Origin of the sequence: Clostridium fungisolvens, assembly GCF_014193895.1 — a bacterium.
Classification (GTDB): Bacteria; Bacillota; Clostridia; order Clostridiales; family Clostridiaceae; genus Clostridium_AR; species Clostridium_AR fungisolvens.
Genome location: NZ_BLZR01000001.1, coordinates 1,908,388 through 1,934,483 on the forward strand (window position 1 = coordinate 1,908,388; position 26,096 = coordinate 1,934,483).

25 protein-coding genes and 1 riboswitch are annotated in these 26,096 nt (G+C 31.3%); of the genes, 19 read left to right on the top strand and 6 right to left on the bottom strand.

Annotated features, from left to right (window positions below; genetic code table 11):
* Positions 1–154: 154 nt before the first annotated feature.
* The 6 genes from bsdtw1_RS08080 (at position 155) to bsdtw1_RS08105 (ending at position 5,796) form a co-directional block, all read left to right on the top strand.
* The gene (locus tag bsdtw1_RS08080; RefSeq protein WP_183277077.1) at positions 155–862 is read left to right on the top strand and encodes a cupin domain-containing protein; all 708 of its coding nucleotides are present in this window, start codon (positions 155–157) and stop codon (positions 860–862) included.
* Between the two features lie 183 nt (positions 863–1,045).
* A riboswitch (TPP riboswitch) is annotated at positions 1,046–1,157 on the top strand.
* 290 nt (positions 1,158–1,447) lie between these two features.
* Positions 1,448–2,284, top strand: a complete 837-nt coding sequence (gene thiM / locus bsdtw1_RS08085) for a hydroxyethylthiazole kinase (protein ID WP_183277078.1) — start codon at positions 1,448–1,450, stop codon at positions 2,282–2,284.
* Positions 2,274–2,894 carry a thiamine phosphate synthase gene (thiE, locus tag bsdtw1_RS08090; RefSeq protein ID WP_183277079.1) on the top strand — a complete coding sequence of 207 codons (621 nt, stop codon included), beginning with the start codon at positions 2,274–2,276 and terminating at the stop codon, positions 2,892–2,894. Before thiM ends, thiE begins: the two co-directional genes overlap by 11 nt.
* 593 nt (positions 2,895–3,487) lie before the next feature.
* Entirely contained in the window at positions 3,488–3,997 is a 510-nt protein-coding gene (locus tag bsdtw1_RS08095) for an RNA polymerase sigma factor (RefSeq protein ID WP_183277080.1), read from the top strand.
* Positions 3,987–4,994, top strand: a complete 1,008-nt coding sequence (locus bsdtw1_RS08100) for an anti sigma factor C-terminal domain-containing protein (protein WP_244638130.1) — start codon at positions 3,987–3,989, stop codon at positions 4,992–4,994. Before bsdtw1_RS08095 ends, bsdtw1_RS08100 begins: the two co-directional genes overlap by 11 nt.
* Positions 4,995–5,007: 13 nt before the next feature.
* Positions 5,008–5,796 carry a hypothetical protein gene (locus bsdtw1_RS08105; protein ID WP_183277081.1) on the top strand — a complete coding sequence of 263 codons (789 nt, stop codon included), beginning with the start codon at positions 5,008–5,010 and terminating at the stop codon, positions 5,794–5,796.
* A gap of 168 nt (positions 5,797–5,964) precedes the next feature.
* Here the strand turns inward: bsdtw1_RS08105 and bsdtw1_RS08110 are convergent, their stop codons facing one another.
* Positions 5,965–6,504 (bottom strand): TetR/AcrR family transcriptional regulator, encoded by a 540-nt coding sequence (locus bsdtw1_RS08110; RefSeq protein ID WP_183277082.1) that lies wholly within the window; start codon positions 6,502–6,504, stop codon positions 5,965–5,967.
* Between the two features lie 119 nt (positions 6,505–6,623).
* Between bsdtw1_RS08110 and bsdtw1_RS08115 the strand changes: the two genes are divergently transcribed.
* Positions 6,624–7,370, top strand: coding sequence for an EFR1 family ferrodoxin (locus bsdtw1_RS08115; protein ID WP_183277083.1), 747 nt, complete (start codon positions 6,624–6,626; stop codon positions 7,368–7,370).
* 160 nt (positions 7,371–7,530) lie between these two features.
* Here the strand turns inward: bsdtw1_RS08115 and bsdtw1_RS08120 are convergent, their stop codons facing one another.
* Complete coding sequence (locus tag bsdtw1_RS08120; RefSeq protein ID WP_183277084.1) at positions 7,531–7,923, bottom strand: winged helix-turn-helix transcriptional regulator; 393 nt, start codon at positions 7,921–7,923, stop codon at positions 7,531–7,533.
* A 128-nt stretch (positions 7,924–8,051) separates the two neighbouring features.
* Here bsdtw1_RS08120 and bsdtw1_RS08125 point away from each other — a divergent pair, with 128 nt between their 5' ends.
* Positions 8,052–8,453, top strand: coding sequence for a pyridoxamine 5'-phosphate oxidase family protein (locus bsdtw1_RS08125; RefSeq protein WP_183277085.1), 402 nt, complete (start codon positions 8,052–8,054; stop codon positions 8,451–8,453).
* Between the two features lie 173 nt (positions 8,454–8,626).
* On the opposite strand, the gene bsdtw1_RS08130 is transcribed toward bsdtw1_RS08125, so the two are convergent.
* Positions 8,627–9,331 (bottom strand): FTR1 family protein, encoded by a 705-nt coding sequence (locus bsdtw1_RS08130; RefSeq protein WP_183277086.1) that lies wholly within the window; start codon positions 9,329–9,331, stop codon positions 8,627–8,629.
* A 366-nt stretch (positions 9,332–9,697) separates the two neighbouring features.
* Between bsdtw1_RS08130 and bsdtw1_RS08135 the strand changes: the two genes are divergently transcribed.
* Positions 9,698–11,053: a tetratricopeptide repeat protein gene (locus tag bsdtw1_RS08135; protein WP_183277087.1), complete on the top strand. Its 1,356-nt coding sequence runs from the start codon at positions 9,698–9,700 to the stop codon at positions 11,051–11,053.
* Positions 11,054–11,146: 93 nt separating this feature from the next.
* Here the strand turns inward: bsdtw1_RS08135 and bsdtw1_RS08140 are convergent, their stop codons facing one another.
* A complete protein-coding gene (locus bsdtw1_RS08140; protein ID WP_183277088.1) occupies positions 11,147–11,845 on the bottom strand; it encodes a hypothetical protein in 699 nt (232 codons plus the stop codon).
* Between the two features lie 326 nt (positions 11,846–12,171).
* On the opposite strand from bsdtw1_RS08140, the gene bsdtw1_RS08145 reads away from it, so the two are divergent.
* From bsdtw1_RS08145 to bsdtw1_RS08175, 7 genes are all read left to right on the top strand, one after another.
* Complete coding sequence (locus tag bsdtw1_RS08145; protein ID WP_183277089.1) at positions 12,172–12,897, top strand: FadR/GntR family transcriptional regulator; 726 nt, start codon at positions 12,172–12,174, stop codon at positions 12,895–12,897.
* Between the two features lie 217 nt (positions 12,898–13,114).
* Positions 13,115–14,830: a dihydroxy-acid dehydratase gene (ilvD, locus tag bsdtw1_RS08150; protein WP_183277090.1), complete on the top strand. Its 1,716-nt coding sequence runs from the start codon at positions 13,115–13,117 to the stop codon at positions 14,828–14,830.
* Positions 14,831–15,140: 310 nt separating this feature from the next.
* Positions 15,141–15,785: a bifunctional 4-hydroxy-2-oxoglutarate aldolase/2-dehydro-3-deoxy-phosphogluconate aldolase gene (locus tag bsdtw1_RS08155; RefSeq protein ID WP_183277091.1), complete on the top strand. Its 645-nt coding sequence runs from the start codon at positions 15,141–15,143 to the stop codon at positions 15,783–15,785.
* 4 nt (positions 15,786–15,789) lie between these two features.
* Positions 15,790–16,794, top strand: coding sequence for a sugar kinase (locus bsdtw1_RS08160; protein ID WP_183277092.1), 1,005 nt, complete (start codon positions 15,790–15,792; stop codon positions 16,792–16,794).
* Between the two features lie 429 nt (positions 16,795–17,223).
* Entirely contained in the window at positions 17,224–18,126 is a 903-nt protein-coding gene (locus bsdtw1_RS08165; protein WP_183277093.1) for a glycyl-radical enzyme activating protein, read from the top strand.
* Between the two features lie 5 nt (positions 18,127–18,131).
* The gene (locus tag bsdtw1_RS08170) at positions 18,132–20,537 is read left to right on the top strand and encodes a glycyl radical protein (RefSeq protein ID WP_183277094.1); all 2,406 of its coding nucleotides are present in this window, start codon (positions 18,132–18,134) and stop codon (positions 20,535–20,537) included.
* 269 nt (positions 20,538–20,806) lie between these two features.
* A complete protein-coding gene (locus tag bsdtw1_RS08175; protein WP_183277095.1) occupies positions 20,807–21,484 on the top strand; it encodes a fructose-6-phosphate aldolase in 678 nt (225 codons plus the stop codon).
* 137 nt (positions 21,485–21,621) lie between these two features.
* Here the strand turns inward: bsdtw1_RS08175 and bsdtw1_RS08180 are convergent, their stop codons facing one another.
* Positions 21,622–22,686 carry an oxidoreductase gene (locus bsdtw1_RS08180; protein WP_183277096.1) on the bottom strand — a complete coding sequence of 355 codons (1,065 nt, stop codon included), beginning with the start codon at positions 22,684–22,686 and terminating at the stop codon, positions 21,622–21,624.
* A 128-nt stretch (positions 22,687–22,814) separates the two neighbouring features.
* Here bsdtw1_RS08180 and bsdtw1_RS08185 point away from each other — a divergent pair, with 128 nt between their 5' ends.
* Positions 22,815–23,204, top strand: coding sequence for a winged helix-turn-helix transcriptional regulator (locus bsdtw1_RS08185; protein ID WP_183277097.1), 390 nt, complete (start codon positions 22,815–22,817; stop codon positions 23,202–23,204).
* A 48-nt stretch (positions 23,205–23,252) separates the two neighbouring features.
* Here bsdtw1_RS08185 and bsdtw1_RS08190 read toward each other — a convergent pair whose 3' ends face one another.
* Positions 23,253–24,104: a CPBP family intramembrane glutamic endopeptidase gene (locus tag bsdtw1_RS08190; RefSeq protein WP_183277098.1), complete on the bottom strand. Its 852-nt coding sequence runs from the start codon at positions 24,102–24,104 to the stop codon at positions 23,253–23,255.
* A gap of 790 nt (positions 24,105–24,894) precedes the next feature.
* Between bsdtw1_RS08190 and bsdtw1_RS08195 the strand changes: the two genes are divergently transcribed.
* Together bsdtw1_RS08195 and bsdtw1_RS08200 are read left to right on the top strand one after the other, a co-directional pair.
* Positions 24,895–25,593, top strand: coding sequence for a flavodoxin family protein (locus bsdtw1_RS08195; protein ID WP_183277099.1), 699 nt, complete (start codon positions 24,895–24,897; stop codon positions 25,591–25,593).
* A gap of 29 nt (positions 25,594–25,622) precedes the next feature.
* Positions 25,623–26,051 carry a pyridoxamine 5'-phosphate oxidase family protein gene (locus tag bsdtw1_RS08200; RefSeq protein ID WP_183277100.1) on the top strand — a complete coding sequence of 143 codons (429 nt, stop codon included), beginning with the start codon at positions 25,623–25,625 and terminating at the stop codon, positions 26,049–26,051.
* The last annotated feature ends 45 nt before the right edge of the window (positions 26,052–26,096 follow it).

The window sequence follows — 26,096 nt, forward strand, 5'->3', positions numbered from 1 at the left end:
GGATAGAATTTTAGTGACAACAAAATTTATTAATTTTAAGTATAATAAAGCCTATTAAAGGTTTTATAAAAACTTTTATTTGAAGTGTATACATGCACATATTCAGAATTATAACATAATATAATTCTGTAAAATTATATAAAGAAGGAATAACATGTATAATAATTATTGGGGTTACCCAAATCCTTATTTTAATAACATGGCCATGTATAATCCATACAATATGTACTATGGCTATTACATTTATCCTTTTAATCATCTCTATAATACACCAATGTATCATCATCAACATTATAATCAATACCAAAATCAGTACCATAATCCATACCATAATCAGGAGAATAGAGATTTTGATTCATATTATGTTCCTTTCAATGATGAAGAGGTATATGGATTTAGAGCTGATGCACCACAACCAACTGCTGTTGGCGGTGGAAGTCCAGTTACCCTAAAAGACTATGGTCCACAACCTTATACTGTTAATATTAATGAAGCCACAAAACAGAATAATACTTTCCGTACTGCTCTGTGGACAGGTAGACATCTTCAAGTTACTTTAATGAGCATTGATATCGGAGATAGTATAGGACTTGAAATTCACCCTAATGTTGATCAATTTTTAAGAATTGAACAAGGACAAGGGATTGTTAGGATGGGAAAAACTAAAGAGAAAATGGATTTTCAAGCAAATGTGGCAGATGAATTTGCAATCATGGTTCCAGCTGGTACATGGCATAATGTAATTAATACAGGGAATGTACCTCTTAAACTATATTCCATTTATGCACCTCCTCAACATCCACATGGCACTGTTCATGTTACAAAAGCAAATGCAGAAGCTGCTGAAGCAAAGAAACGTTAATTAGTAATAATAATCTTAATGTTTTCATCAATTACTTGAAGGAAATATATTGATATGTTATGATGATTTTATAAAACTTAATAAATACTTAGAGATATATTACTTTCATTGGAGTTTAATTTTTGAAAGAGTATGACATAAAACTACGTGCTTTGAAAATGATTTTCCGATTGAAGTAGTACATCCTTAACACAGGGGTGTTGGATTTGGCCAACTGAGATTAAGAACCGCAATTCTTTGACCCTAAAACCTGAACTGGGTAATGCCAGCGTAGGAAGTTGTTTATTTGAAATGTTAATTTAAGCACAAATCCTATGGGTTTGTGCTTTTTTACTGTATAGGAAATTATAGAACCTTAAAGCTAGCTAAACCTATAGCTTTCAATGATCTTGTAATTTTTTATGGCTATACAATAAAAATTAAAACTTATTCGTCTGCCAGGTTTTTCTCATATATATTCTGGAAGGCAGATGCATAAGAAACTGTAAATGCATTGATTTTGGACAAGTATAAGGGCTAATGTAAAGAAGTCCTAGATGAATAATTGCTAAATAAAATAATATTAACCTGGAGGTAGATTAACAAATGGGAATAAATAAAAAGGTTTCAGAAGCATTAAACAACGTAAGGGAGAAAACTCCTTTAGTACATCATATAACAAACTATGTAACTGTAAATGATTGTGCTAATATAACTTTAGCAATAGGTGGATCACCAGTAATGGCTGATGATATCAACGAAGTACGTGACATGGTATCACTTGCTTCAGCTTTCGTTATAAATATTGGAACTTTAAATAGCAGAACTGTGGAAGCAATGCTTGAAGGCGGAAAAAGAGCTAACGAGTTAAATATTCCTGTTGTCTTAGATCCAGTTGGTGCTGGTGCAACAGCTTATAGAACAGAAGTAGCAAAGAGAATATTAAATGAAGTAAAGTTATCAGTTGTAAGAGGAAACCTTTCAGAAATAAAGACTTTATACGGTATAGAAACTCAAACTAAAGGAGTAGACTCAGGAGAAACTATAGACGAAAATGCTGATGAGTTTACAATAGCAAAAGAAGTGGCGAAAAACTTTGCAAAGAAGTTAAATACAGTAGTTGCAATAACTGGAGCAGTGGATATCATAACAGATGGAAATACACTATATACAGCACATAATGGACATAAGATTATGGCTAAAATTACAGGGACTGGTTGTATGTGTACGTCACTAATTGGTTCATACTTGGGGGCAACAGACAGTGCTCTTATAGCAGCTCTTGCAGGTATTACTTCTATGAGCATTGCAGGAGAAGTAGCATACGAAAATCTAGATAAGAATAATGAAAGTACGGGTACATTAAAATCAAGAATAATAGATGGCATATACAATCTAAATGAGGATGTAATAATTGAAAGAGGAAGAATAAATGAAGAGTAATATAGATTACAAGCTTTATCTAGTTACGGATAGAGGAATATTAAAAGGAAGAGATATAGCTGTTGCTGTTGAAGATGCAATAAGGGGTGGCGCAACTCTAGTTCAGCTTAGAGAGAAAGATATAACTACTTCTGATTTTTATAAGGTAGCCTTAAAGGTTAAAGAAGTTACAAGCAGTTACGGGGTCCCTCTTATAATAAATGATAGAATCGATATTGCATTAGCAGTTGACGCTGAAGGAATTCATGTAGGACAAAGTGATATGCCTTGTGAAGTAGTGAGAAAAATAGTTGGAAAGGATAAGATAGTTGGTGTGTCTACTTCAACTATTGAAGAAGCTAAAAAGGCGGAAAAAGATGGAGCTGATTACATAGGTGTAGGAGCTGTATTTCCAACAAGTTCAAAGGATGATGCAAAGTCAGTATCTATAGAATTACTTAAAGCAATAAAGGAAAGTGTATCTATTCCGGTTGTAGCTATTGGAGGTATTTCATCAAAAAATGTAGCACTTCTTAAACCTGCAAATATCGAAGGGGTAGCTGTAATATCGGATATTTTAGGTAAAGATGAAATAACTTTAGCTGCGAAGGAATTGAAGGAATTGATATAACTTTGGCTTGTTTGTAAGCTTATTAATAAATAAAGAGTTGCTGTTTAAGGAAAAGTGTATATAATCCTCAATGTATGGATATATTTTCCAGGAAATAGTGAGCGAAAATCAATTAAATTAGAAGGATAATAAGGAAATATAATTTTTATTTCTTTATTATCCTTTTTTCGGTATAAGAAAATATAGAATTTTCAAGCTAGCAAAAATGGGGAGTTTCAATGTTTTTAGGAGCTTTTTATGGCTATACAGTAAAAAAAATAAAACTTATTCGCCTGCCTATTTTCCTCATATACATTCAGAAAGGCAGATGCACAAAAAAACTCGCTGATAAAAGTTCGCTTCAGCAAATTTTTCATGTAAAATAATTGTATACATATTTGAACATAGAACGTCTTAGTAATAGATACCTAAATTAAAACCATAAGGGTGAGTTGTAAAAATCTAACTTTTTATAAGATTATTGTTTGTATTTGGGTATAAGTATTACTTAATGAAGCGCTTCAAATTAAAGGAAATAAAATTATGGCTATATTTAGACAGGGTGATAATTTTAAATTTTACCGAAAATATTTACTTTATAGAGGGAGGAAAGAATGAGCTATGGATTAATTAACGAGATGTTTGAGCAAAAAATGAAGCTCATTCATAAGTATTTGATAAAGCTGGGTTGCAGCCAAGACAATGCTGAAGATATAGTACAAGATACCTTCTATAAAGCACTAAAGTACATTGATGGAATACAATCTGATAAGATGTCTTCATGGCTTTTTAAGGTTGCAATTAATAAATATTATGATTTGTGTAGGAAGAACAATAGACATATTCATATGAGCATAGACGAAGATATTTTTAAAGAAACCTTACATGACAGCAAACTAGTTGAGGACTTTATATTAGATTTAGAACAAAAGGAAGAAATTCTTAAAGCTTTAAATTCTATTAGTGATATTCATAAAAATCTATTGGTGTTTAAGTATGAAATGGGATTATCTTATAGAGAAATCGCAGAGCTTTTGGACATAAATGAGAATACTGTTAAGACTTATTTGTTTAGAGCCAGAGAGCAGTTTAAAAAGGTTTGGAGGGATAGATTTGAAAAGTGATGATGAAAAATTAAAAGAGTTATTTGGAGAAAAAGAAAAGCCTGTTTTTAGTAAAGTTATAAAAAAGGCTAAAATTTTTTCTGTATTAAGAACAATTATATTGAGTCTAATGATAGTAATTATTTTAAGTTTTGTAGTACTGATATCTAACGCAAAAATTTTGAATAATATGGGAGAACAGAAACAGATGGATTTGAGCACTTGGTATAATATAAGTATGCCGAATGCTTATATAGGGAATATTCAGTTTGATGATAGGATTTTTACAGGGGAAATAGATTTTGTAAGATATAGATTCTTAGGTAATAAACCTATAACCGATGGAAGCTATAAGGAGGGATATGGATTTCCTTTAATTAATGGAATATATGGTGATTTAGGATTTACCTTGTTTGGTGGTAGTAATATAAATGAAATGACAAGTTATAACAAAGCTGGAAAGCGCATTATGAAATTTTATCATCCTTCTGTAAAATATGATAATTATATAAATAATTTAGATGTTATCGATAAGATTGGTGCAAATAAGCTAGCAGAGATGTCATTATCTTTTGATAAAGCATATACCATAGACGAAGTAAGACAAATGCTTCCTAAGGAAATTACTTTAAATTGGTATTGGGTAGATACTTATAATGAAAAGGATCTAAGTATGACAGGTATGTCTGATAAAAATGAAAAGAGCAATAAAGATAGCGTAGTTTTTGAAGAAAATTATGTGTATGGTATAAAAGCTTTAGACTTACTAGGAAATAAGATTGACAATCCAGAAGAAATGTTCATTGGTGCAATTACTATGGGAAGTAAAGATAAAATGGTCGCGTCAATATATAAAAATATATTTAACAAATTGAGCCAAGGTAAAGGCGAGGTTAAAAAAGATGATCTAAAGATAATAGGAGTAGTTGTAAGTGGAGATATAGATTCTCTAAAGAAGTTGAAAAATCAAAATTATATAAAAGCGGCTACTTTAGGGGCCGTTGCAGATAAATATTAAAGGGGGGATATCGGTGAAAACATATTTCAAACTTGAACTAAAAAAAGCAATATTTTCGTGGAGAACTATGCTTTCGATACTAATAGTTCTAACAAGTTTAGCTATACCATTTTTGGAAGAACTAAGGTTTCCTTATCCAGGTTTAGATGGAGTAGATTATTATATAAGAATATCCTACTTTTCATATATAGGTTATATAGGACCTGTAGTAACAGCGTTAATTTATTCAACCTCTATAATCAGAGATAAAGATAAAGGTTTTATAAATAAGCTTATGGAAATTATAGATCTAAAAACATATTACAAGGTCAAAGTAGCAGTGAATAGTTTGGTAACCTTTATTGTATTTGCGGTATGTCACGGGTTTATGATAGTGTGGCTTATTATAATGCATGGAGTAAAGGCTCCATCAGCCGAAAGATTAAATAGTGGAGCATTTACAAGTCTTTATGATCATTCAAAGATCCTATATATTGTTGTAATACTGCTAATAGTATCTTTATCATCAGTAGCGTTCTCTACTTTCATCTTTGGGATTGCAACTGCTACTGAAAGTAGATTAGCAGCATATATAGTACCTACCTTTTATGTAATATTAACAGGTGTGTTTTTTTCAGCATTATCATTAAATACTATAATTAATTTTAATATAATATATTTATTTAATTTGATAATCGGTAACGGGGCAAAAGGATATAGTGTAATAATTTATGATCTAGTGCTAACGACGCTTGGAGTAGCACTGCTATATAAATTCGGGTATAAAAAAAGTTTAAGGTTATATGAGGAAAGACAAGTTTAAATATCCTAGATTTATACTATGTTTAACACGGTGACTTAACAATGTATATATTCATAGTAATAAATTATAATATGTAAAAAAAGTCTGTAGAAGCAATGATGGTTCTGCAGACTTTTTTGCATAAGTATGTATCTCTGAAAGTTTTTTAAAGATTTAAGATTGTTAAGCTCAATCATTTATAAACTCAGTCACAATCTTAGCCATATCCTCATCACTTTGCTTCATTCCATCTTTCGTCCATCTAATTAACACATTAAATAGCCCACCTGCCATATATTCAATCCAGAACTTCTGCTTCTCTTCTGGATAGTCCTTATTGCAGTTAACAGATTTGGATAATGCATGAAGGAACTCAATACACTTTTCTAGAAGCATGTTAATCAAATCGGATCGGATAAGATTAGAGATTAATTTTTCATGTTCTCTGAAGTAAGAAAAATACAGACGCATATTTTCATAAAGATCTTCTTTTCCTCTATTTAATATTTCATTAGAGTAATTCATCAGAAGTTCATCGATGTAGGTAATAATTATATCCTCTTTGAAATTATAATTTCTATAAAACGCCATCCTTGATACACCAGCTTTTGAGGTTATCTCGGTGATTGAAATATCTTTAAAATTCTTTTGCTCCATTAAGAACATAAGTGCAGTAAAAATGCTTTCTTTTGTAAGTTGATTTTGTGAATCATTATATTTATTCGCCATAAACATTATCCTCTCTTTTGTAACGTCTAGCCTTTATTCTATTGAAATCATATTTTACTTACATTATACTTTATTTATCTAGATGTTACAAATGAAACATCTGAATAGAGGGGGATATTATGAAAGTATTATATTTTACGGCAACAGGAAACAGCTTATATATTGCAAAGAGCTTTGGCGGAGAACAGTATTCCATCCCTAAGCTAATTAAAGAAGGTAAGTTTGATTTTGAAGATGAAAAGATAGGGATAGTATTTCCAAGTTATAACACTGGAGTTCCGAAGTTAGTTGAGGAATTTTTAGATAAAGTAAAGCTTAATAGTAAATATATTTTTGGTATAGTAACTTATGGAATGTATGCAGGAGCTACTACAAAGCATCTTGTAGAAATAGGAAAAAGAAATGGAATTGAATTTTCTTACGTTAATGAAATAGTTATGGTAGATAATTTTCTTCCAGGCTTTGATATGGATAAACAGTTAGAAAAATTACCTAAGAAGAAAATAGAAGAAAATTTAATTTCAATAGTAAAGGATATTAAAGGAAGTAAAAGGTATTTAAAGAAGCACTCTTTTATTTCTAGTGGTATCAGAGTACTAGGGGAAAAGTTCTTTTCTCATGAAAATTTTCAAGAGAACTTTATTGTAGAAAACAGTTGTAATGGCTGCAAGACCTGTGAAAAGGTATGCCCTGTAAATAACATAAAGGTAGATAAAAATCCAACCTTTATGAATAACTGTCAAAGTTGTTTAGCTTGTACGCAGAACTGTCCTAAGAATGCGATAAGACTTAAAAATGAAAAGAGTAGAACTAGATTTAAAAATGAAAATATTACTTTAAAGGAAATAATAGACGCAAATAATTAGTTTCGAGTGTTTATTCTTACAATATATATAAAACTGCATATTAGCTTAGATAATAATATTAAACGTGGTCAAATAAATGCTTAGAATCGATTGGTTCTAAGCATTTATTTATTGTTGTGAAGTTAAAAAGTTTAATCAACCAATATGTTGAGTGGTATAGTTAATCTGTTTTAAGCATTTCATGGCATTTGCTGCAAGGAAAATTATTTTTTAGGCATACATCAATGTCACAGGAAGAGGTTTTTTTGATATAGCCAACACCCCATTCCATAATTTGAGACATTACTGGGATAAAGCTTACTCCAATTTCGGTCAAAGAATACTCAACCTTTGGAGGTACCTCCCTATATACTTCTCTATTTACAAGTCCATCATGTTCAAGTTCTCTTAATTGTTGAGTGAGAACTCCGCGTGAAATAGATGGCATTAGTCTTTGAAGCTCATTAAACCTGCGAGTTTTATTATGAAGAATCCATAAAATAGATAGCTTCCATTTTCCCATTAACACATTTTGAGTAACATTAACAGGACAAAGTTGCGAAGAGTTATCCATAGAAATTTTATCCTTTCAATAGTCACTTACACATGACTATGTAATATAAAAATGCGTACTTGTATGATGCTTAATTGCACCTTATTATTATACTTATAATAAATAATCAAATCAACGAGGTAATAAAAGTGGAAGAATTATTAAAGCTATTAAAAGAAAATCCAAATGGAGTTCTCGCAACAGTAGATAACGGAAAGCCTAGAGTTAGACCTTTCGGCTTTATCTTAGAGGAAGAAGGAAGGTTCTATTTTTGCACTAACAGTTTGAAAGAAGTTTATAAACAATTAATTAAGGTTCCGTATATTGAGTATGCTGTTACTACAAAGGATATGGTAACTGTAAGAATAAGTGGAGAGATAGAGTTCAGTGATGACATAGCAACAAAAGAAAAAGTTCTAAATATATATGAACCTGTAAAACTCGGTTATAAATCTGCAGATAATCCTATATTCAAAGTATTTTATATGGAACATGAAACTGCAACAATATCAGATTTTTCACGAAAACAACCTAAGAAGATAGAGTTTTAATAGTAAGGCTTGAAGCATAATTAATATTCAACAGTCTAGAGTGCTTTTATATATTGACTTAATATAGGAAATTTCGATTCAATCAATATATACCAAGTAAGGTGTACAATTAAAAAGTCCCGTATTTCTAACCTTTTTAACCAAAATTAAAATATAAAAATACGGGATAAAATTTATTTGATTTTATTAGAATTTAAATACCTTTTCAAATCATTCTTTAGCATTAAGAAGTAGCTAGGTATTGCATATAACAATATACCTATTATGAAAATCTGAGGTACATAAGTGCTAAATAATACCTTTAGTCCATCACCGAAGTAGTAGGCGCCAAGTCCCACTAAAAATAGATTTAGTATATAAAATACTACATTTATATTTAGCTTAGAGAAACCTTTAGCTACTACATAAACGATTAAGGCTGCGCACACTAAACCTAAAAGAGCGGACCCAGAAACTAATAACGGAGAATCTGTTGAACTAGTTAGAATAAATAGAACAGATTCTAAGAATTCTCTGAAAAATGTTATAGCTGCAACAATGAAAACGCCTTTCTTACTTAAAGAAATAAATCGTTGATCTGGAGTAGTAGTTAATGATTTGTTTTTTCTTAAAAGCACCACACTGTATAATACTAATACTGCTAATATTATACCTAGTATACCGTCAAATAACTCTCCGGCAGAGCCTTCTAATAAGGCAGCTTGAGAAAATATTATTGAGCCAAGTATAGTTGCTAGAATAGCTCCAACAGCTCCACCTTGATATACGCTCTTACTCATTTCATACATTTTGTTTTTGTTAAAGTAGATTGCTAGAGGGATAATAACCAAGAAGATTTCAATTCCTTCTCTTAAGCATATTAAAAATGGTGCAAGCATGGCTTTTCACCTCCTACTTGCTAAGTTTAGTTTATATATGTAATGTAATATATGCTAAAAGGGAATAAAGTGTTTCAACATTTATATACAAATTTTAACATATAGTTTTCACAAACTTTTTATTTAAATTAGTATCAAATTAATTTAATTAGCTCGAATTATGAAGATTATATATATGAAGTGAGCAGTTTCTGTAGATTTACATGGAAATATACAATTTAAATAATAAAAGTAAACATGGTATACTGTTTCAAAGACGAATAATGATGACGTATTTAAAGCTACAAATAATGTTTAGAAGTGAACATTTTAACCTAAAATACTTTCAGTATATTCGACAAAGTGGCTGTACAAGCGGAATATGAGGTGGTTTATATTTTAAAAAATTCAATTGCAGCTATATTAATAGTAATTGCTGGTATAGCAATAAGGTTATTAGCGCATCGACTTGACAAGAAACTTTCTTCTGTAATAAGAAGAAAGAAGGTTGCGTGGCTTGAAAAGTTAAAAGAAAGTGGTTCTTATGATGAAATAGCTAATAGATACAGAAAAATGGCAAGTAAACAAAATAAAGAATATGAAAAAAATAATTTAATGGGGCTAGCGGCATTGTATGAACATGACTCAGAAACTGCAATAAAGTATTTTCAAGAAGCTAATCAATTTGCAACAGGAAATTATATCAATATGGTTGAAGGAAATCTAGCTATCGCCTATCTACAAAATAGATGGTATCATGAAGCTCTAGAGATGTTTGATTATCAATGTGAAAATGGTAGTGTTGCCATATTTCCATATATTTTAGCGCTTATAATGAATGATGAAGAAGAGGAAGCAAAGAAGTTTTATAAGTTAAATATCAAAGAATTAAAAGATACAGAAAAGGAATTTATAGATTTAATATTAAGTTTTTCACCAACTAAAAAAGACATATTAGAAAAAGTTAAAAGTAAGTCAGATGATAGTAGGATCTGGATTTATAAACCTGTAATCAAAGATTTAATTTTTAAGTGGAACTTAATAATATTTTATAATTCTACCGAGAGACAGACTATCTTAAAAGAACAGGGGCAGAAACTTCTTTTAGATTTGAAAAAACAACCACAGATATTTAATAGTCCTGAAATAAAGTATATGTGCTCGTTAATATCAAACGTCTTACCAAGAATAAGTACATATGAAGGTAATTCGAGTTTATGGGGGCTAATTGATAACTTGGATTGGTTCTCTTTCAAATTACCCTTGGATGAGGTTATGCAGGAGGAATGTAATTTATTTTGGAGTAGGATTTATTATGTGTTTTCTAGAACAAGTACAGCTGATACATATGACTTTACGAAAAATCAAACTTTTATAAAAGACCAGTTGCCACCTGATGAAAAAGAAGTATTAGATGGTAGCTATAGATGTAGCTTGTTTCTAAGTAGTACCTTACATTTAGTTGTTAGAGTTCTTGAGATAGATGAAGATGGATTTAAATATTTTTATTCAGACATAGTTGATGAAACAACTGCTGAGGAACTTTTAATGGACGTTAAACCTGTGATTAAATTGATTAAGGAGCATCCAGAAACAGAAGAGATCTTAGAACCATTACTATATAGGTTAGTATACAATAGAAATTTAGTAAAAGAGATAGATATAATAAATGTGTTAAATAGGATTCCGAGCAATCTCCATCAGATATTAAATCCAATTAAAGAACGAAGAAGAGGTAATTAGGAAAAAGATAGTAGCTTTCAAATATTTGAAGGCTACTATCTTTTATTTGTGATAACAAATGATTACTATAAACTTAAGGTGAGTAAATTTAAGTTAATACAATATAGAGTAATCCAATTCATATCTATCAGGTGTTATTAGCTGTATTAATTTTTGAGAATCTGGAATGTTCTTTATATCTATATCAGCTACGGTAAGTCCTTTTCTCAATGGTTCTCCGATTACGCAAATTTGATTCTTATAGTATTTTATAGAAATAATATTGAAATCAAAAACAATAAGTCTAACAACATAGGGATAAATAGTAGTAAAAACTTTTTTATTTATAGGTGAAGCGTTACTTAATTTTCCTGGTAAAACTAATTCATTTGGTAGATCAAACCAAACAGATAATCCTCCGGAATAGGTAAAAAGTTTATGCTGCTGATTAGCTAGATTTACTGGCATATAACTCCATCTCCAATATGAACTATGCCACTGCGGAGCATACGCAGGTCGTTGAAAATCTAAATCTTTATATACTGATACGAAAGCTATATCAATGCCATCTTTCAATACTGATGAAATAGGCTCAAGGTTTCCTTTAAATTTGTTCATATCTCTGTCACCAAGTAATTGATATTCATATATAGTCTTTGGTACAATAGGCTCCATCGTCCTCAATTTGTCTTCACAAGTTAAAGGGGAAATTAAATTCTTAGAAAATACAACTCTTGATGGTTCTAAAGTTGTCAAAACTAATAATATGAAGATGCATATTGATGCTTTTTTAATGATATCACCTTCTTTCATTTATAGTATGGCTATTAGAGAGTTCCTGTATCGAAACTTAATTTATACTTGTTCGAAAATCTCGGCTTCTGGGGATTTTCGGGCATGTATAAATTAATAGTTGAGTTAGGAACTCTATAACATAAAAATAAATCTTACGAAAAACTGCTGAATTTTATATAATAAAAGTAGGTGAATTAAGGAATAGATAAAACATATATTTTGACATTTATTATTTAGGATATATTTAATCTCAAACCAGTTCTTTAACAGTGTAATTATTTAATGATATAATCATGGTTGTTAATAAAAAAAATAGTTGTTAATGTAAACATCTAGGAGGAAAAATGGCAGATAGTAAAGATTTGAATAATAATGCAAATACATCATCAAAGTCTTTAGGAGAACAAACATCCGAAAGAATTGTTGAATTAATTATAAATAATGATTGGCAAATTGGAGATAAACTACCCAATGAGTATGAGCTTGCCGATATGCTCAGTGTAGGGAGAAGTACAATAAGAGAAGCTATAAAAGCTTTGGTTTCAAGGAATGTACTAGAGATTCGAAGAGGTGCAGGAACCTTTATTTCTCAAAAGAGTGGTGTAGCCGATGATCCACTTGGTTTAACTTTTGTAAAAGATAAATTTAAGCTGTCTTTAGATTTACTAGAAGTAAGATTTATGATAGAGCCATCTATAGCATCAATTGCAGCAGTAAAAGCTACAGATGAAGAAATAGAACGCATGTCTTTTTTATGCGACGAAATAGAAAAGCTTATAATGAAAAATGAACCATATTTAGATTTAGATGTAGAGTTCCATACTGCAATAGCTAAAAGTAGTAAGAATCAAGTGATAGGAAACCTTATTCCTATCATAAATAGATCAATTATGATGTCTATTGATGTTACGAATCAAAAGCTGAGAACTGAAACTATTGAAACCCATAGAGAGGTTTTAAATGCAATTAAAGCTCATAATTCTAACGATGCACATGATGCTATGCTATTACATCTTGTATATAATCGTAGAAACATCAGAAATATTATTGAAAAACAGAAAAATGAATAATTAATATGATAGATAAGACATATGATCTTTAGTGAGGTCAGATGTCTTTTTATTTTGTGTTTTTACAAGACATCAGACGAATATGGACTAATAATGGTTGTTGATCGCAGTGAAGAAGATTTATAATGCAATATTGACAAATTTATTAGATGTGTTACTATAAATACATCAGATGTATTTATACGGTTTCAAAAAAAATATTAAGGGGAGACTTAGTATGATTAGTCAAGATATAAGAAAAATTGCTCCAGAAATGGATCCTCTTCGTAGAGGAATGGGTTGGACAACAGAAGATTTAGAAAAACCTCAAATTATAATAGAAAGTACTTTTGGTGATAGTCATCCTGGTAGTGCACATCTTTTTGATTTTGTTAGCAAAGCTGCTCAAGGTGTGTCTGAGCTTGGAGGTAAGCCTGCTAGATACTTTGCTACAGATATCTGTGATGGTATGGCTCAAGGGCATGACGGTATAAATTATTCCTTAGCCTCTAGAGATACACTTACAGCACTAATAGAAATTCATGCAAATGCAACTCCATTTGATGCTGGAGTTTTTATATCAAGCTGTGATAAAGCAGTTCCTGCACATCTTATGTCAATAGGAAGAATAAATATTCCTTCTATTATTGTCACTGGCGGTGTAATGGAGGCTGGTCCAGATTTATTGACTTTAGAGCAAATAGGTGCCTACAGTGCAATGTGTAAGCGTGGTGAGATAACAGAAGAAAAACTAACTTACTATAAGGAACATGCATGCCCATCCTGTGGAGCTTGCTCTTTCATGGGAACTGCTGCTACTATGCAAGTTATGGCAGAAGCTTTGGGGTTAATGCTTCCAGGAAGTTCATTAATGCCAGCTACCTGTGAGGATTTAAAGGAGGTTGCTTTAAAAGCAGGAAGACAAGCTGTTGAATTAGCAAAACTAAACCTTAAACCAAAGGATATCGTAACAATTAAGTCCTTTGAAAACGCAATATTAGTACATGCAGCTATATCAGGTTCAACAAACTCATTGTTACACTTACCTGCCATAGCTCATGAATTTGGAATATATATAGATGAAGAAACCTTTGATAGAATTCATAAAAATGCACATTATCTATTAAATATACGTCCAGCCGGAAAATGGCCAGCACAATACTTCTACTATGCTGGTGGAGTGCCTGCAATAATGGAAGAATTAAAACATTTGCTTCATTTAGATGTAATGACGGTTACAGGTAAAACTTTAGGTGAAAACTTAGAAGAACTAAAAACTAATGGTTATTACGAAAAATGCAATGCTTATCTTGAAAAGGTTGGAGTTAAAAAGGAAGATGTCATAAGACCATTCAATAATCCATTCAGCACAAATGGTTCAGTATCAATATTAAAAGGAAACATAGCTCCTGAAGGAGCGGTAGTAAAACATTCTGCAGTTCCAAAGGTAATGCATGAAGCTGTATTAAAGGCAAAACCTTTTGATAGTGAAGAAGAAGCTATAGATGCAATTTTAAAGAAAGTGATTCGTCCAGGGGATGCGGTTTTCATAAGATATGAGGGGCCAAAGGGAAGTGGAATGCCAGAGATGTTCTATACAACAGAGGCTATTTCCTCAGATGAAGAGTTATCTGCAAGTGTAGCTTTAATTACTGATGGTAGATTCTCCGGTGCATCTAAAGGACCTGCTATAGGACATGTTTCTCCAGAAGCAGCTGTTGGAGGACCTATTGCCTTAGTTGAAGAGGATGATTTAATAGAAATAAGCATTCCTAAGAGACTTTTGCAAATTGTTGGTATTAAAGGTACAAGATGCAGCGAAGAAGAAGTTGAAAAAGTACTTGAAGAACGTAGAAAGAACTGGATACCTAGAAAATCAAAATATGAATCAGGAATATTAAAAGTATTTTCAGATAATGCAGTTTCACCAATGAAGGGTGGATACATGAAGTAAAGATGTACCAATTCGAACAGAAATCTATTTTTAAATTCTATTACGAAGTGGTTCATCTATAGATAAACCAGTTCCAAATACAATCTATATTTGATAATCCTATTACCATTAATAGTTAGCAGAAATATCACTTAGTTTTATTAGATAGAACTGGATTATCTATTCCGCTGAACTGATAAACTACTTCAGTCATTAAACTCCAAATAAAGATTTCGATGGTTCTACGAATCTTTATTTGGATAAATTCTAATATGAAGCAGTTTATCTATATATACAGTAAAAATACTTAATATAAGTTGGAGTTGAAGATATGATTAAGATAAAAGTATTAAAAGCATTAGAGAAGTGTGGAGTTGTTGCAGTTGTTCGAGGAAATACGAAAGAAGTTGGAGTAAATATATCGGAAGCTTGTATAAAAGGAAACGTTAAAGCTATAGAAGTAACGTATACCAATAAATTTGCTAATGATATCATAAAAGAGTTATCGGATAAGTATGAAAATGATGATGAAGTAGTAGTAGGTGCTGGAACGGTTTTAGATCCAGAAACAGCTAGACTTGCAATTTTATCAGGAGCAAAATACATTGTGTCTCCATCCTTTAGTGAAGAAACAGCAAGACTTTGCAACAGATATAAGGTACCATATATACCAGGAGTTATGACAATAAATGAAATAGTTAAAGCTCATGAAATTGGTGTGGATGTAGTAAAGGTATTCCCTGGTAATGCCTTTGGACCATCATATATAGGCGCTATAAAAGGACCACTTCCATATGCAAACATCATGGTAACTGGTGGAGTAAATTTAGAAAACATAGATGTATGGAAGAAAGCCGGTGTTGATTTAGTTGGTATCGGTGGAGAGTTAAACAAGCTTGGTGAAGACGGTAAGTTTGATGAAATAACAGAGCTTTGCAGTAGATATGTTGAAAAGTTTAATGAGGTGAGAGGGTAGTCTTATGAGAGTAGCTGGTTTTGGAGAGATAATGCTGAGATTATCTACAAATAAGGGTATGATGATTACAAATTCTAGTTCCTTCAATGCTCATTACGGTGGAGGAGAAGCAAATGTACTAATTTCACTTTCTAAACTTGGTGTAGATTCAAGATATATATCTAAAGTTTCAGATGATTCTATAGGTGATGCTATCATAAATTATCTAAATAGTCATAGAGTTGAAACGAATTTTGTTTCTAAGGGAAAAGATAGAACAGGTATATATTTTTTAGAAGTAGGAAGTGGAAACAGAAGCTCAAAGGTTATATATGATCGTAGTAATTCAGCTTTTAGTAATATAAAGTTTGGAGAAATAGATATTAAAGCAGCATTAAAAGATGTGGATGTATTTCATTTTTCAGGGATAACCTTAGCTCTTTCAGAAGAAATAAGAAAGTTAACCATGGAAATACTAAAACACTGCAAGGAAAATAATATATTAGTAAGCTATGATTCTAATTATAGGGCTAAGCTTTGGAGTTTAGAAGAAGCTAGTAAAGCAACCTTTGAGGTATTGCCTTATGTAAATATATTGTCTGCTGGAATATTAGATGCAGAAAATATTTTGAAAATGAACTGTGAATACAAAGATAAATATGAAAAATTAAAGTACTACTATGATGAAATAACTGAGAGATATACAAATATAAAACATATCTTCTCTTCAGTTAGAGAAATGAAGTCGGTGTCAGTTAATACATTACAATGCAATTACTATACTAATAAAATGCTTAATTCATCAAAAGTGTATTCTATAGATGATATAGTAGATAGAGTTGGTGGTGGAGATGCATTAACTGCTGGTATGCTTTACTGCATATTAAATAATAAAACACCAGAGTATACAGCAGAATTTGCTACCTGTGCTTCAGTTTTGAAACATAGCATACATGGTGATGCCAATCTGGTCTCAAGGATAGATATAGAAGGATTAATGGACAAGGGAATAAGTAGAATAGATCGTTAGTTAATTTAGTGGAGGTAAGAATGAGATTTAACATTCTTACATCAATTTTTAAGTTATACATGCAAAATAATTATAATAAACCATCATGATTTGTCAATTATGATGGTTTATTTTTTTATTTATATACTGATATTTTTAAACAAATGGATTTATCATATTATAATAAGTAACGCTAAGTAATAACAAATAATAATGAATTGATAAATATATAGAGTTATATTAGTAAAGAAAACGATTAATAATCACTGTAAAGTAAATTCTTTAGAAAAGTATTATTGACTATTATATTGTAATGATATAAAATAAAATCAAACAATAACAAATAATAATAAATGATAATAGATTAATAACTAGTTGGAGAAATAATTTTAAGACAGTGTGGTTAACTATGTTTTTACCAAAAGATCAGTGAGAGGGGGACTTACTACTATGATAAAAACAACCGTGTGTGAAATCGAACATTATGCAGTTCATGATGGCCCAGGAATTAGAACTGTTGTGTTTTTAAAAGGATGTCCACTGAAATGCTTGTGGTGCAGCAATCCTGAGACTCAAAGAAGAGAAAATGAACTTTACTATAATAATTCAACTTGTGCTTTGTGTAAAAAATGTATACATGCCTGTGAATATAATGCTTTAAGTTCTAATGATCAAGGCATAGTAATTGATAGGAATAAATGTATAGCTTGTGGAAAGTGTACAGATGCGTGTCCTACAAATTCTCTTAGACTTGTGGGGAAAAACATGGAAGTAGAAGAAGTGTTTAAGGAAGTATCAAAGGATGTTTTGTTTTATAGACAATCTGGTGGAGGCGTAACAGTGTCTGGTGGAGAAGTTCTCATGAATGCTGATTTTGCAATTGAGCTGTTTAAGCTTTGCAAAGATGAATGTATACACACTGCTATAGAAACTACCGGTTATGGAAGCTTTGAAAAACTTAAGGAATTAAGTGACTACACTGATCTTATTCTATTTGATGTAAAACATGCAAATGACGAAATTCATAAAGAGCTTACGGGAGTTGGAAATGCTTTAATACAAGAAAACTTAAGTAAATTATCAAAGCAGGGGAAAGAAATCATAATTAGAATACCTTTAATTCCAGGGCTTAATGATGATGAGGACAATATTAAAAATACTATTAACATAGCTAAAGCTAACGGCATTAAGGAAATTCATATTCTTCCATATCACACCTTAGGATTAGATAAATATAGAAAACTTAAAAAAGACTATAAATTAACTGCTATAAAAAAGCATGAACCTGGGTATTTAGAAAGTTTAAAGAAGCTTGTAGAAAATTCATCAATAAAATGTATTATAGGGGGATAACATTTATGAAAAATTTTGTAGTTCAAAGTGAAAGAATTAAGAAGCTTAGAGAATCAGTACTTTCTCAAACACCAAGTGTATGTATAGAAAGAGCAAGGTATATAACTGAAGCATATAAGGAAAACGAGGCACAGCCTGTTTATATAAAGAGAGCTAAAGCAGTAGAAAAGATTTTAGAAAACATGAGCATTTATATTAAAGCTGGTGAGCTTGTAGTAGGAAATCAGGCTTGTGAAGAAAGAACTGCTCCTGTATTTCCAGAGTATGCAGTAGATTGGATAGAAAAGGAGCTTTTAGAAAAAGGTAATTTTAATAAAAGAGATGGGGACAACTTCTATCTTCCAGAAAAGCATAAAGACGAACTTTTAGAAATAACAAAGTACTGGAAGGGCAAGACTTTAAAAGATAAATGTATGGCAGTAGTACCTGAAGAGGTTAAGACTGGTTTTGAAGTTAAGGTTATACATGGAGAAGGAAATATGACTTCAGGTGATGGACACATTGTTCCAGACTTTGAAAAAGCTATTAAGCTTGGTCTTAATGGAATTATAAAAGAAGCAGAAGAAAGACTAAAGAGAATAGATATAAGTGAAAATGATGCTTTAAGAGAAAAAGCATTTCTTGAATCTATAATTATAACAAATAAAAGTGTAATAGCCTTTGGAAAAAGATATGCTGAGCTTGCAAAACAGTTAAGCTTAACAGAGGAAAATGAAAGCAGAAAGGCAGAGCTTTTAAAAATTGCTGAAGTATGTGAAAGAGTACCTGCTGAGCCTCCAACAAATTTCTATGAAGCGGTTCAAATGGTATGGTTTGTTCATTTGGCTATTCAGATAGAAAGTAATGGACATTCTGCATCCTTAGGGAGAACTGATCAGTATCTTTATGCTTTCTATAAAAATGATATAGCTGATGGAACTATTACAAGAGATTTTGCTAAAGAATTATTACAATGTTTATGGATAAAGCTTTATTCTATATTAAAGATAAGATCAACTTCACACTCAGGTTATGGTGCTGGCTATCCGACCTACCAAAACGTTACTATAGGTGGCTCAAATGCTGATTATTCTGATGCAGTAAATGATTTAAGCTTTTTAATTCTTGAAAGTGTTGGGGAAGCAAAGCTTACTCAGCCAAACCTTTCAGCAAGAGTTCACAATAATACTTCTGAAAAATTCATAAGACAATGTGCGGAAGTTGTTGCTACTGGTTTTGGTATGCCTGCTCTTCATAACGATGAGATAATAATTCCGGCACTTCTTGCAAAAGGTGTAGAGTACAAGGATGCCTTTAACTATACAATGGTTGGATGCGTGGAAGTAGCTGTACCAGGAAAATGGGGCTATAGATGTACTGGAATGACCTTCTTAAATTTAATTAAAGCCTTTGAGCTTACTTTAAATGATGGCCATGATAAGAGAACTGGACATACTATGCTTTCTGGTAATGGATCATTAAAAGATTTTAAGACTTATGAGGACTTATGGAAAGCATGGGAGAAAAATATTGAATACTATACAAAGTTATCTATTGTTTCAGATAAAGTTGCAGATACTAATCTTCTAGAATTCCCTGATATACTATGTTCATCTTTAATTGATGATTGTATTGAGAGGTGCAAAACAGCAAAAGAGGGTGGAGCTGTTTATGATATAGTAGCTGGTCTTCAAGTTGGACTTGCAAATGCAGCTAACAGTTTTGCAGCTTTGAAAAAGGCAGTTTATGAAGATAAGCTTCTTACACTAGAACAGATTATTGAAGTGTTAGATAACGACTTCGAAGGTGAAGAAGGAGAAAGAATCAGAAGGCTTTTAGAGAATATAGCTAAGTATGGTAATGATGAAGATTATACAGATAATATAGCTGTAGATGTGTATAATACTTATATTAAAGAAATTACTAAGTACAAAAATACTAGATTTGGTAAAGGACCAATAGGTGGTAATTATGGATTATCAACTTCAGGAATTTCATCAAATGTTCCAATGGGATGTGTAACAGGAGCAACTCCAGATGGAAGAAAAGCATGGACACCAGCAGCAGAAGGATGTTCTCCAGTTCAAGGCACAGACTTTAAGGGACCAACTGCAGTACTAAAGACTGTATCAAAGCTTCCTAATATATTAATGACTGGTGGACAATTATTAAATGTAAAGTTCTCGCCAGATTTAATAAATAACGAAGTAGGCTTCCAAAAATTCGTTATGTTAATAAAGAGTTTTATAGCCATAAAAGGCTGGCATATACAGTTTAATATAATCTCTGTTGAAACCTTAAAGAAAGCTAAAGAAAACCCAGAAGAATATAGAGATATCATTGTAAGAGTAGCCGGATATTGTGCACAATTTGTAACCTTGGACCCAACTACTCAAGATGATATAATAAGTAGGACAGAACAAAAATTTTGATGCAATTTAAAATTAAGGTGTTTATACATCCGGTACTTTGATGAGCTACGTAAAGAATTAATATGATTTTCTCCAATTCCATAGCTAAAACTGTATAACTCACTACGTTCGAACAATACAGTTTATTAACGCTATTCCATTTCCGAAAATCATTTAATTCTAGCTTACTCGCTCAAATAAGTACCTCCTGAACAAACACCTTAATTTCGGAAAATATTCACTTAAAATATTTAAGTAACATCAAATAAATTTAACGGAGGAATAAGAATATGAAATTCATAATAGACTTTGCAAACTTAGATCAAATTAAGGAAATGTATGAGTATTATCCATTAGAAGGGGTTACAACTAATCCTTCAATATTAGCAAAGGAAGGCAAAAATCCTTACGAAGTATTAAAGGCAATTAGAGAATTTATTGGAACAGAGGCAGAGCTACATGTTCAAGTAGTTTCTTTAAATGCAGAAGGAATGATTGAAGAGGCACATAGAATTCAAAAAGAATTAGGTGCTAACACTTATGTAAAGATACCAGTATCAAGAGAAGGCTTAAAGGCAATAAAAGCTCTTGCAGTTGAAGGAGCTAATATAACAGCAACAGCTATCTACACACAAATGCAGGCTTACCTTGCAGGTAAAGCAGGTGCTCACTACGCTGCTCCTTATGTAAACAGAATTGATAACTTAGGTGCAGATGGAGTAAAGGTTGCAAAAGATATTCATGATATATTTAAGAAAAATGGCTTAAAGACAGAAGTTCTTGCAGCAAGCTTCAAAAATTCTCAACAAGTTTTAGAACTTGCAAGATATGGAGTTGGAGCAGCAACAGTTGCACCAGATGTTATTGAAGGCTTAGTAAAATTAGACTCTGTGACTGCTGCAGTAGCTGCATTTACAAAAGACTTTGAAGGGTTATGCGGTGAAGGAAAGACAATGGTTGACTGTTAATAGCTTTTGCATACCTTTGGTGATTAAAGGTTAAGAGGAAATCAATATAGTTGATAACAAAAAGCCCTTAAGAATAAATTTATATATTAAAATCCACCTGTCAAGTATTCGTGAAGACAGGTGGATTTTTTCAACTATTAAGAGCTTTGTTCTTTATTTCTATCGAATAAAACTTTTCCAGGACAAACTTGAGATTGGCCAAAATACTTGCATTTTGCACAGCTTAAACAAGCTCCAGTATCTTTTCCTTCTTTAGCATCATTTGCCCAATTAGGGTTTATAAGGACACCTCTACCGATATCTATTATGTCTACCTTTGTTTCATTTAATATTGCTTCAGCTATGGCAGGAGATTTAATGCTGTTAACTGCGAATACTGGAACTGCAACCACTTCTTTTATTTTTTCTGCGGCAAATACAGTATGAGCGTATTTATATCCTTCAGCTATATTTACAATCTGCTCGCTTGCAAAACCAAAAGAAACATCAAGGAAGTCTATTCCGTTAGCATCTAGAATTTTAGCGTAATGTAGTCCATCTTCTAGAGCTGGTTCGAAACCGGCTAAACGAATTCCAACAACAAATTCATGTGGAGTAACCTTTCTAATTCCATTTATAATTTCTAGTACAAATTTTTCAGGATTGATGCCATATTCATCAGTTCTCTTATTTACATTTTTATTTAAGAATTGGCTTATTAAATAGCCATGACAACCATGAAGTTCGATACCATCGTATCCAGCTTTATAAGCTCTTGCAGCAGCTTCAATAAAATCCTTTTGAATAGATTTTATATCTTCTATAGTCATTTCACGGCCAATAACAGTTCTAAAAGGTCCCTTATATTCATAAGCACTTGGACAAATTGGGTTTTCTGATATTGAAGTAACTCCTGCATGATGAATTTGGATAAATATTTTACTTCCTTCTTCATGAACTGCATTAACAATTTCTTTTAGTCCTTCAATTTGCTCATCTTTCCATATTCCAAGTTGTTTTTCCATTAGTCTTCCATCTATGTTGACACAAGTAGCTTCTTGAATTATTAATCCTGCGCCACCTTTAGCTAATTCTCTATAGCGCTCTATATTTCCTGATGTTACATATCCATCTTCTGCTAGTCCAATAACCATTGGAGGAACAGCAATACGATTCTTTAGTTTTACGTCCTTAATACTAAACTCTGAGAATAACTTAGTCATTAATCAACACTCCTATTTAACTATTCATTTACTGTTAATATATTATTTGATATGCTACTATTATAATTTACTAAGGAACAAAATAACAAGTACGCACATTTTTGTGCCTTAAGCCTGGAGGGATAACTATGAAGAATTGTTTTAAAGAAGTATCAGTTACAGATCATGAGGAATGTCCAGTTATTCAAGCACTTGAAATCATAGGGGGAAAATGGAGATTACCTATAATATGGATGATTTCTGCTGAAAAAAGTATTAGATATAATGAGCTTAAGCGAAAAATACCTGGAATCACAAATATTATGCTCACTCGTTCATTGCAAGCTTTAGAAGAATATGGGTTGGTAAAAAGAGTGGAATATAACAAAATCCCCCCACACGTAGAATACTCCTTAACGGAAGCCTGCTATGAACTTTTACCTGCTTTAACAATTATAAATCAGTGGGGAAAAAAGATGTTGCCAATATTTAATAAAGGTAGTGAGTGTAAGAATATATCAGCAAGTAGTAGTAAATAAACTAAGATATATTAAAATTCTGGGTTGCGTTTAAGCACGTTATTGAAATTAAAAATGGCGTAATTTCGAAGATTTTTTAGAATGCTTTCTGTCTTTAAGAAATAAAATAAGAAGTAATAGTGAGTATGTTATTGAAACTAATATAAAAAGGTATTGTGTTAAATAATCTATACTAAATTTTGAACTGATTTCGAAAGTAAAAACACTGGGCTGACTTTTTGGACCTATAAGATTCATAAAAAAGTCAGTTGCAAAGTGTAGCCCAATTGACATATATAAGGATTTGGTTTTTATATAAAGATACCCTAAAGTAATACCTCCAAGAAGTACAGAAGACAATTGGTAAAGGCTGTTATACCTAGTGCAATGAAAAACCATGAAGATTAAAGAACTTACTATAAGACCGAACATTTTTCCCTTATATCTTCCTAGATAATTAAGTAAAACTCCTCTGAAAAGCACTTCTTCGCATACTGAGGCAAAGAATGCTCTAATAAACATGCTTACTACGAAAAATAAAACTATTTTTGAATCATAGTATTTGAAACTGGTGCCCTGAAAAAATGCAATTCTACTTAAAAATATCCATAAGTAAATTAGTAAAGTTCCAATAAATCCTATGGTTACTCCTTTAAAAATAGATTTACCAATAGCTTTATCTTTATTGAGCCCTATTGAACTAAAGAGAGTACCTTTACTATGCTTTCTAATAATTATAAGCTGAACAATGAAGATTGTAGCTTCTAAAAGTACATTTCCTAATAAACTATCATTAAGTATATTTAAGCCAATACTTCTCATTGATGATAGCACTAGCTGTAAAGCGATTATAGCTATAATTGTAAGTACTAATGATTTTATGACAATACTCAAATTTTGATTAACTTGTGTCTTCTTCATCTCTACTACCTTTCTAAAAAACTAAATTGTTTTAAATAAAAATGATGCATTGAAATGTGAAAAAAATTACTAGATTATCTATACGCTGCATCACTTAATAACCACTTAATTTAAATAATATGATCGAACACAGACAGTAATTATAATTTTTTATAATTAAAACTTTTTATAATTAAATAAATATAAAAATTTATAGGAAAAATGCAGGTTTGAAGATTGTTGAGTAAATTAAAGCTTAAATAGATGTTAGTCTTAATTATAATATTAGATTAGCAAAATTAACTACAAATGAATGATGAAATGACTAATTATATATCTAAGTTAGTTACTTTAAACTTTTTAAACATAAATTGATAATTATTTCAATAATATGGTGAATATTCCTATGGTTGGTGTGTTATAATTCTTATATATTATATCAGAGCATTATGTTAGCTTTTAATTTTAGGTGGTGTTTTAGTGAGATGTTTTTGTGAAAATGAAAGTTTTGAGTTAAAACTTGAGGCAGATTTAGTCCCAGATCCATTATGGTATTAAGATTGTTAAATTACCACATAATACAGTGGTATTCTGAAAGAAGTTTATAAAATAATATAAACTAAAATTAGTTATAGTATAAAAACTTTATAGATAAACCACTTCGTAATAGAATTTATATTTTTTAATTCTCTCACCAAAACCCATGAGAGTTTTAATAATAGACTTCGGATCGAACTGGTTCATCTTTATATAAATCCCTTAGATAAGATAGAAATACATACAAAATAAAATAAAAGTAGGGGATAGTATTATGAAGATTGTAGTTTTGCACGGGCAGATGCACAAAGGCAGCACGTATAACATCACAAAACTTTTTTTAGACAAATTTTCTGATAAGAACCCTGAGATAACAGAATTTTTTATGCCAAAACATACACCAGGCTTCTGCGTAGGTTGTTTTAATTGTTTTACCAAAGGTGAGGATGCATGCCCTCATGCTGACAAGGTACAACCTGTTGTAAAGATAATGGAAGAAGCAGATTTGATAATTTTAGAATCACCTTGTTATGTATTTGGGATGAGTGGTCAACTTAAAACTTTCTTAGACCATATGGGATATCGATGGATGCCTCACCGTCCACATGAAAAAATGTTTAGTAAAATTGGACTGGTTATTTCAACAGCAGCAGGTGCCGGTGCAAAGAAGGTTACAAAAGATCTAAAAAATAATCTATTTTATTGGGGAGTACCTAAGACCTATTGTTATGCCAATAACGTTGGCGCTTCGAGCTGGGAAACTGTAAAACCAGAAAAAAAGAGACAAATAGAAAGTGAAGTAACAAAGTTAGTTGAAAAGATATCACGAGAAGTTTGCAATGTAAGGCCAGGAATTAAGACAAAGGCCATGTTTAGAATAATGAAGCTGAGCCAAAAGTCAAATGATTGGAATGCTACTGATAAAGAGTATTGGATAAAAAAAGGTTGGCTTAATGGAAAGAAGCCTTGGTAAAAATACATGGATTAAAAGGAGATTTGGTAATGATAGATGAGCAGGTTATCTTTGAAAGTAAAGAATTAGTTGATAACTCGAAAATTGTAATGGTTGGAACTAATGGGGAAAGTGCTTATCCAAATATAAAGGCTATGATGAGGCTAGAACATGATGGTTTAAAGAAATTTTGGCTCAGTACAAATACATCAACAAAAAGAGTTAAGCTTTTAAAAGAAGATGGTAAAGCTTGCTTATATTTTGTAGATGAAAATAAGTTCGCAGGATTAATGTTAATAGGTAATATCGAGATAGTAGAGGATAGAAAATATAAAGAATTGTTATGGAACGATGGTTGCGAAATTTACTATCCACTAGGTATAGATGATCCTGATTATACAGTGTTGTGCTTTACAACTGAGTCGGGTAATTATTATCGTCATTTAAAAAATGTAACCTTCAAAGTAGAAGAAATATAATGAGGCTAAATAATAACTAAAAAAATATAGTAGTGATTGAGTATT

Bases quoted from the DNA above. Each gene is read 5' to 3' on its own strand.
- bsdtw1_RS08080 (WP_183277077.1), top strand. From the start codon at position 155: ATGTATAATAATTATTGGGGTTACCCAAATCCTTATTTTAATAACATG.
- thiM (WP_183277078.1), top strand. From the start codon at position 1,448: ATGGGAATAAATAAAAAGGTTTCAGAAGCATTAAACAACGTAAGGGAG.
- thiE (WP_183277079.1), top strand. From the start codon at position 2,274: ATGAAGAGTAATATAGATTACAAGCTTTATCTAGTTACGGATAGAGGA.
- bsdtw1_RS08095 (WP_183277080.1), top strand. From the start codon at position 3,488: ATGAGCTATGGATTAATTAACGAGATGTTTGAGCAAAAAATGAAGCTC.
- bsdtw1_RS08110 (WP_183277082.1), bottom strand. From the start codon at position 6,504: ATGGCGAATAAATATAATGATTCACAAAATCAACTTACAAAAGAAAGC.
- bsdtw1_RS08115 (WP_183277083.1), top strand. From the start codon at position 6,624: ATGAAAGTATTATATTTTACGGCAACAGGAAACAGCTTATATATTGCA.
- bsdtw1_RS08120 (WP_183277084.1), bottom strand. From the start codon at position 7,923: ATGGATAACTCTTCGCAACTTTGTCCTGTTAATGTTACTCAAAATGTG.
- bsdtw1_RS08130 (WP_183277086.1), bottom strand. From the start codon at position 9,331: ATGCTTGCACCATTTTTAATATGCTTAAGAGAAGGAATTGAAATCTTC.
- bsdtw1_RS08140 (WP_183277088.1), bottom strand. From the start codon at position 11,845: ATGAAAGAAGGTGATATCATTAAAAAAGCATCAATATGCATCTTCATA.
- bsdtw1_RS08145 (WP_183277089.1), top strand. From the start codon at position 12,172: ATGGCAGATAGTAAAGATTTGAATAATAATGCAAATACATCATCAAAG.
- ilvD (WP_183277090.1), top strand. From the start codon at position 13,115: ATGATTAGTCAAGATATAAGAAAAATTGCTCCAGAAATGGATCCTCTT.
- bsdtw1_RS08155 (WP_183277091.1), top strand. From the start codon at position 15,141: ATGATTAAGATAAAAGTATTAAAAGCATTAGAGAAGTGTGGAGTTGTT.
- bsdtw1_RS08160 (WP_183277092.1), top strand. From the start codon at position 15,790: ATGAGAGTAGCTGGTTTTGGAGAGATAATGCTGAGATTATCTACAAAT.
- bsdtw1_RS08165 (WP_183277093.1), top strand. From the start codon at position 17,224: ATGATAAAAACAACCGTGTGTGAAATCGAACATTATGCAGTTCATGAT.
- bsdtw1_RS08170 (WP_183277094.1), top strand. From the start codon at position 18,132: ATGAAAAATTTTGTAGTTCAAAGTGAAAGAATTAAGAAGCTTAGAGAA.
- bsdtw1_RS08175 (WP_183277095.1), top strand. From the start codon at position 20,807: ATGAAATTCATAATAGACTTTGCAAACTTAGATCAAATTAAGGAAATG.
- bsdtw1_RS08180 (WP_183277096.1), bottom strand. From the start codon at position 22,686: ATGACTAAGTTATTCTCAGAGTTTAGTATTAAGGACGTAAAACTAAAG.
- bsdtw1_RS08185 (WP_183277097.1), top strand. From the start codon at position 22,815: ATGAAGAATTGTTTTAAAGAAGTATCAGTTACAGATCATGAGGAATGT.
- bsdtw1_RS08190 (WP_183277098.1), bottom strand. From the start codon at position 24,104: ATGAAGAAGACACAAGTTAATCAAAATTTGAGTATTGTCATAAAATCA.
- bsdtw1_RS08195 (WP_183277099.1), top strand. From the start codon at position 24,895: ATGAAGATTGTAGTTTTGCACGGGCAGATGCACAAAGGCAGCACGTAT.
- bsdtw1_RS08200 (WP_183277100.1), top strand. From the start codon at position 25,623: ATGATAGATGAGCAGGTTATCTTTGAAAGTAAAGAATTAGTTGATAAC.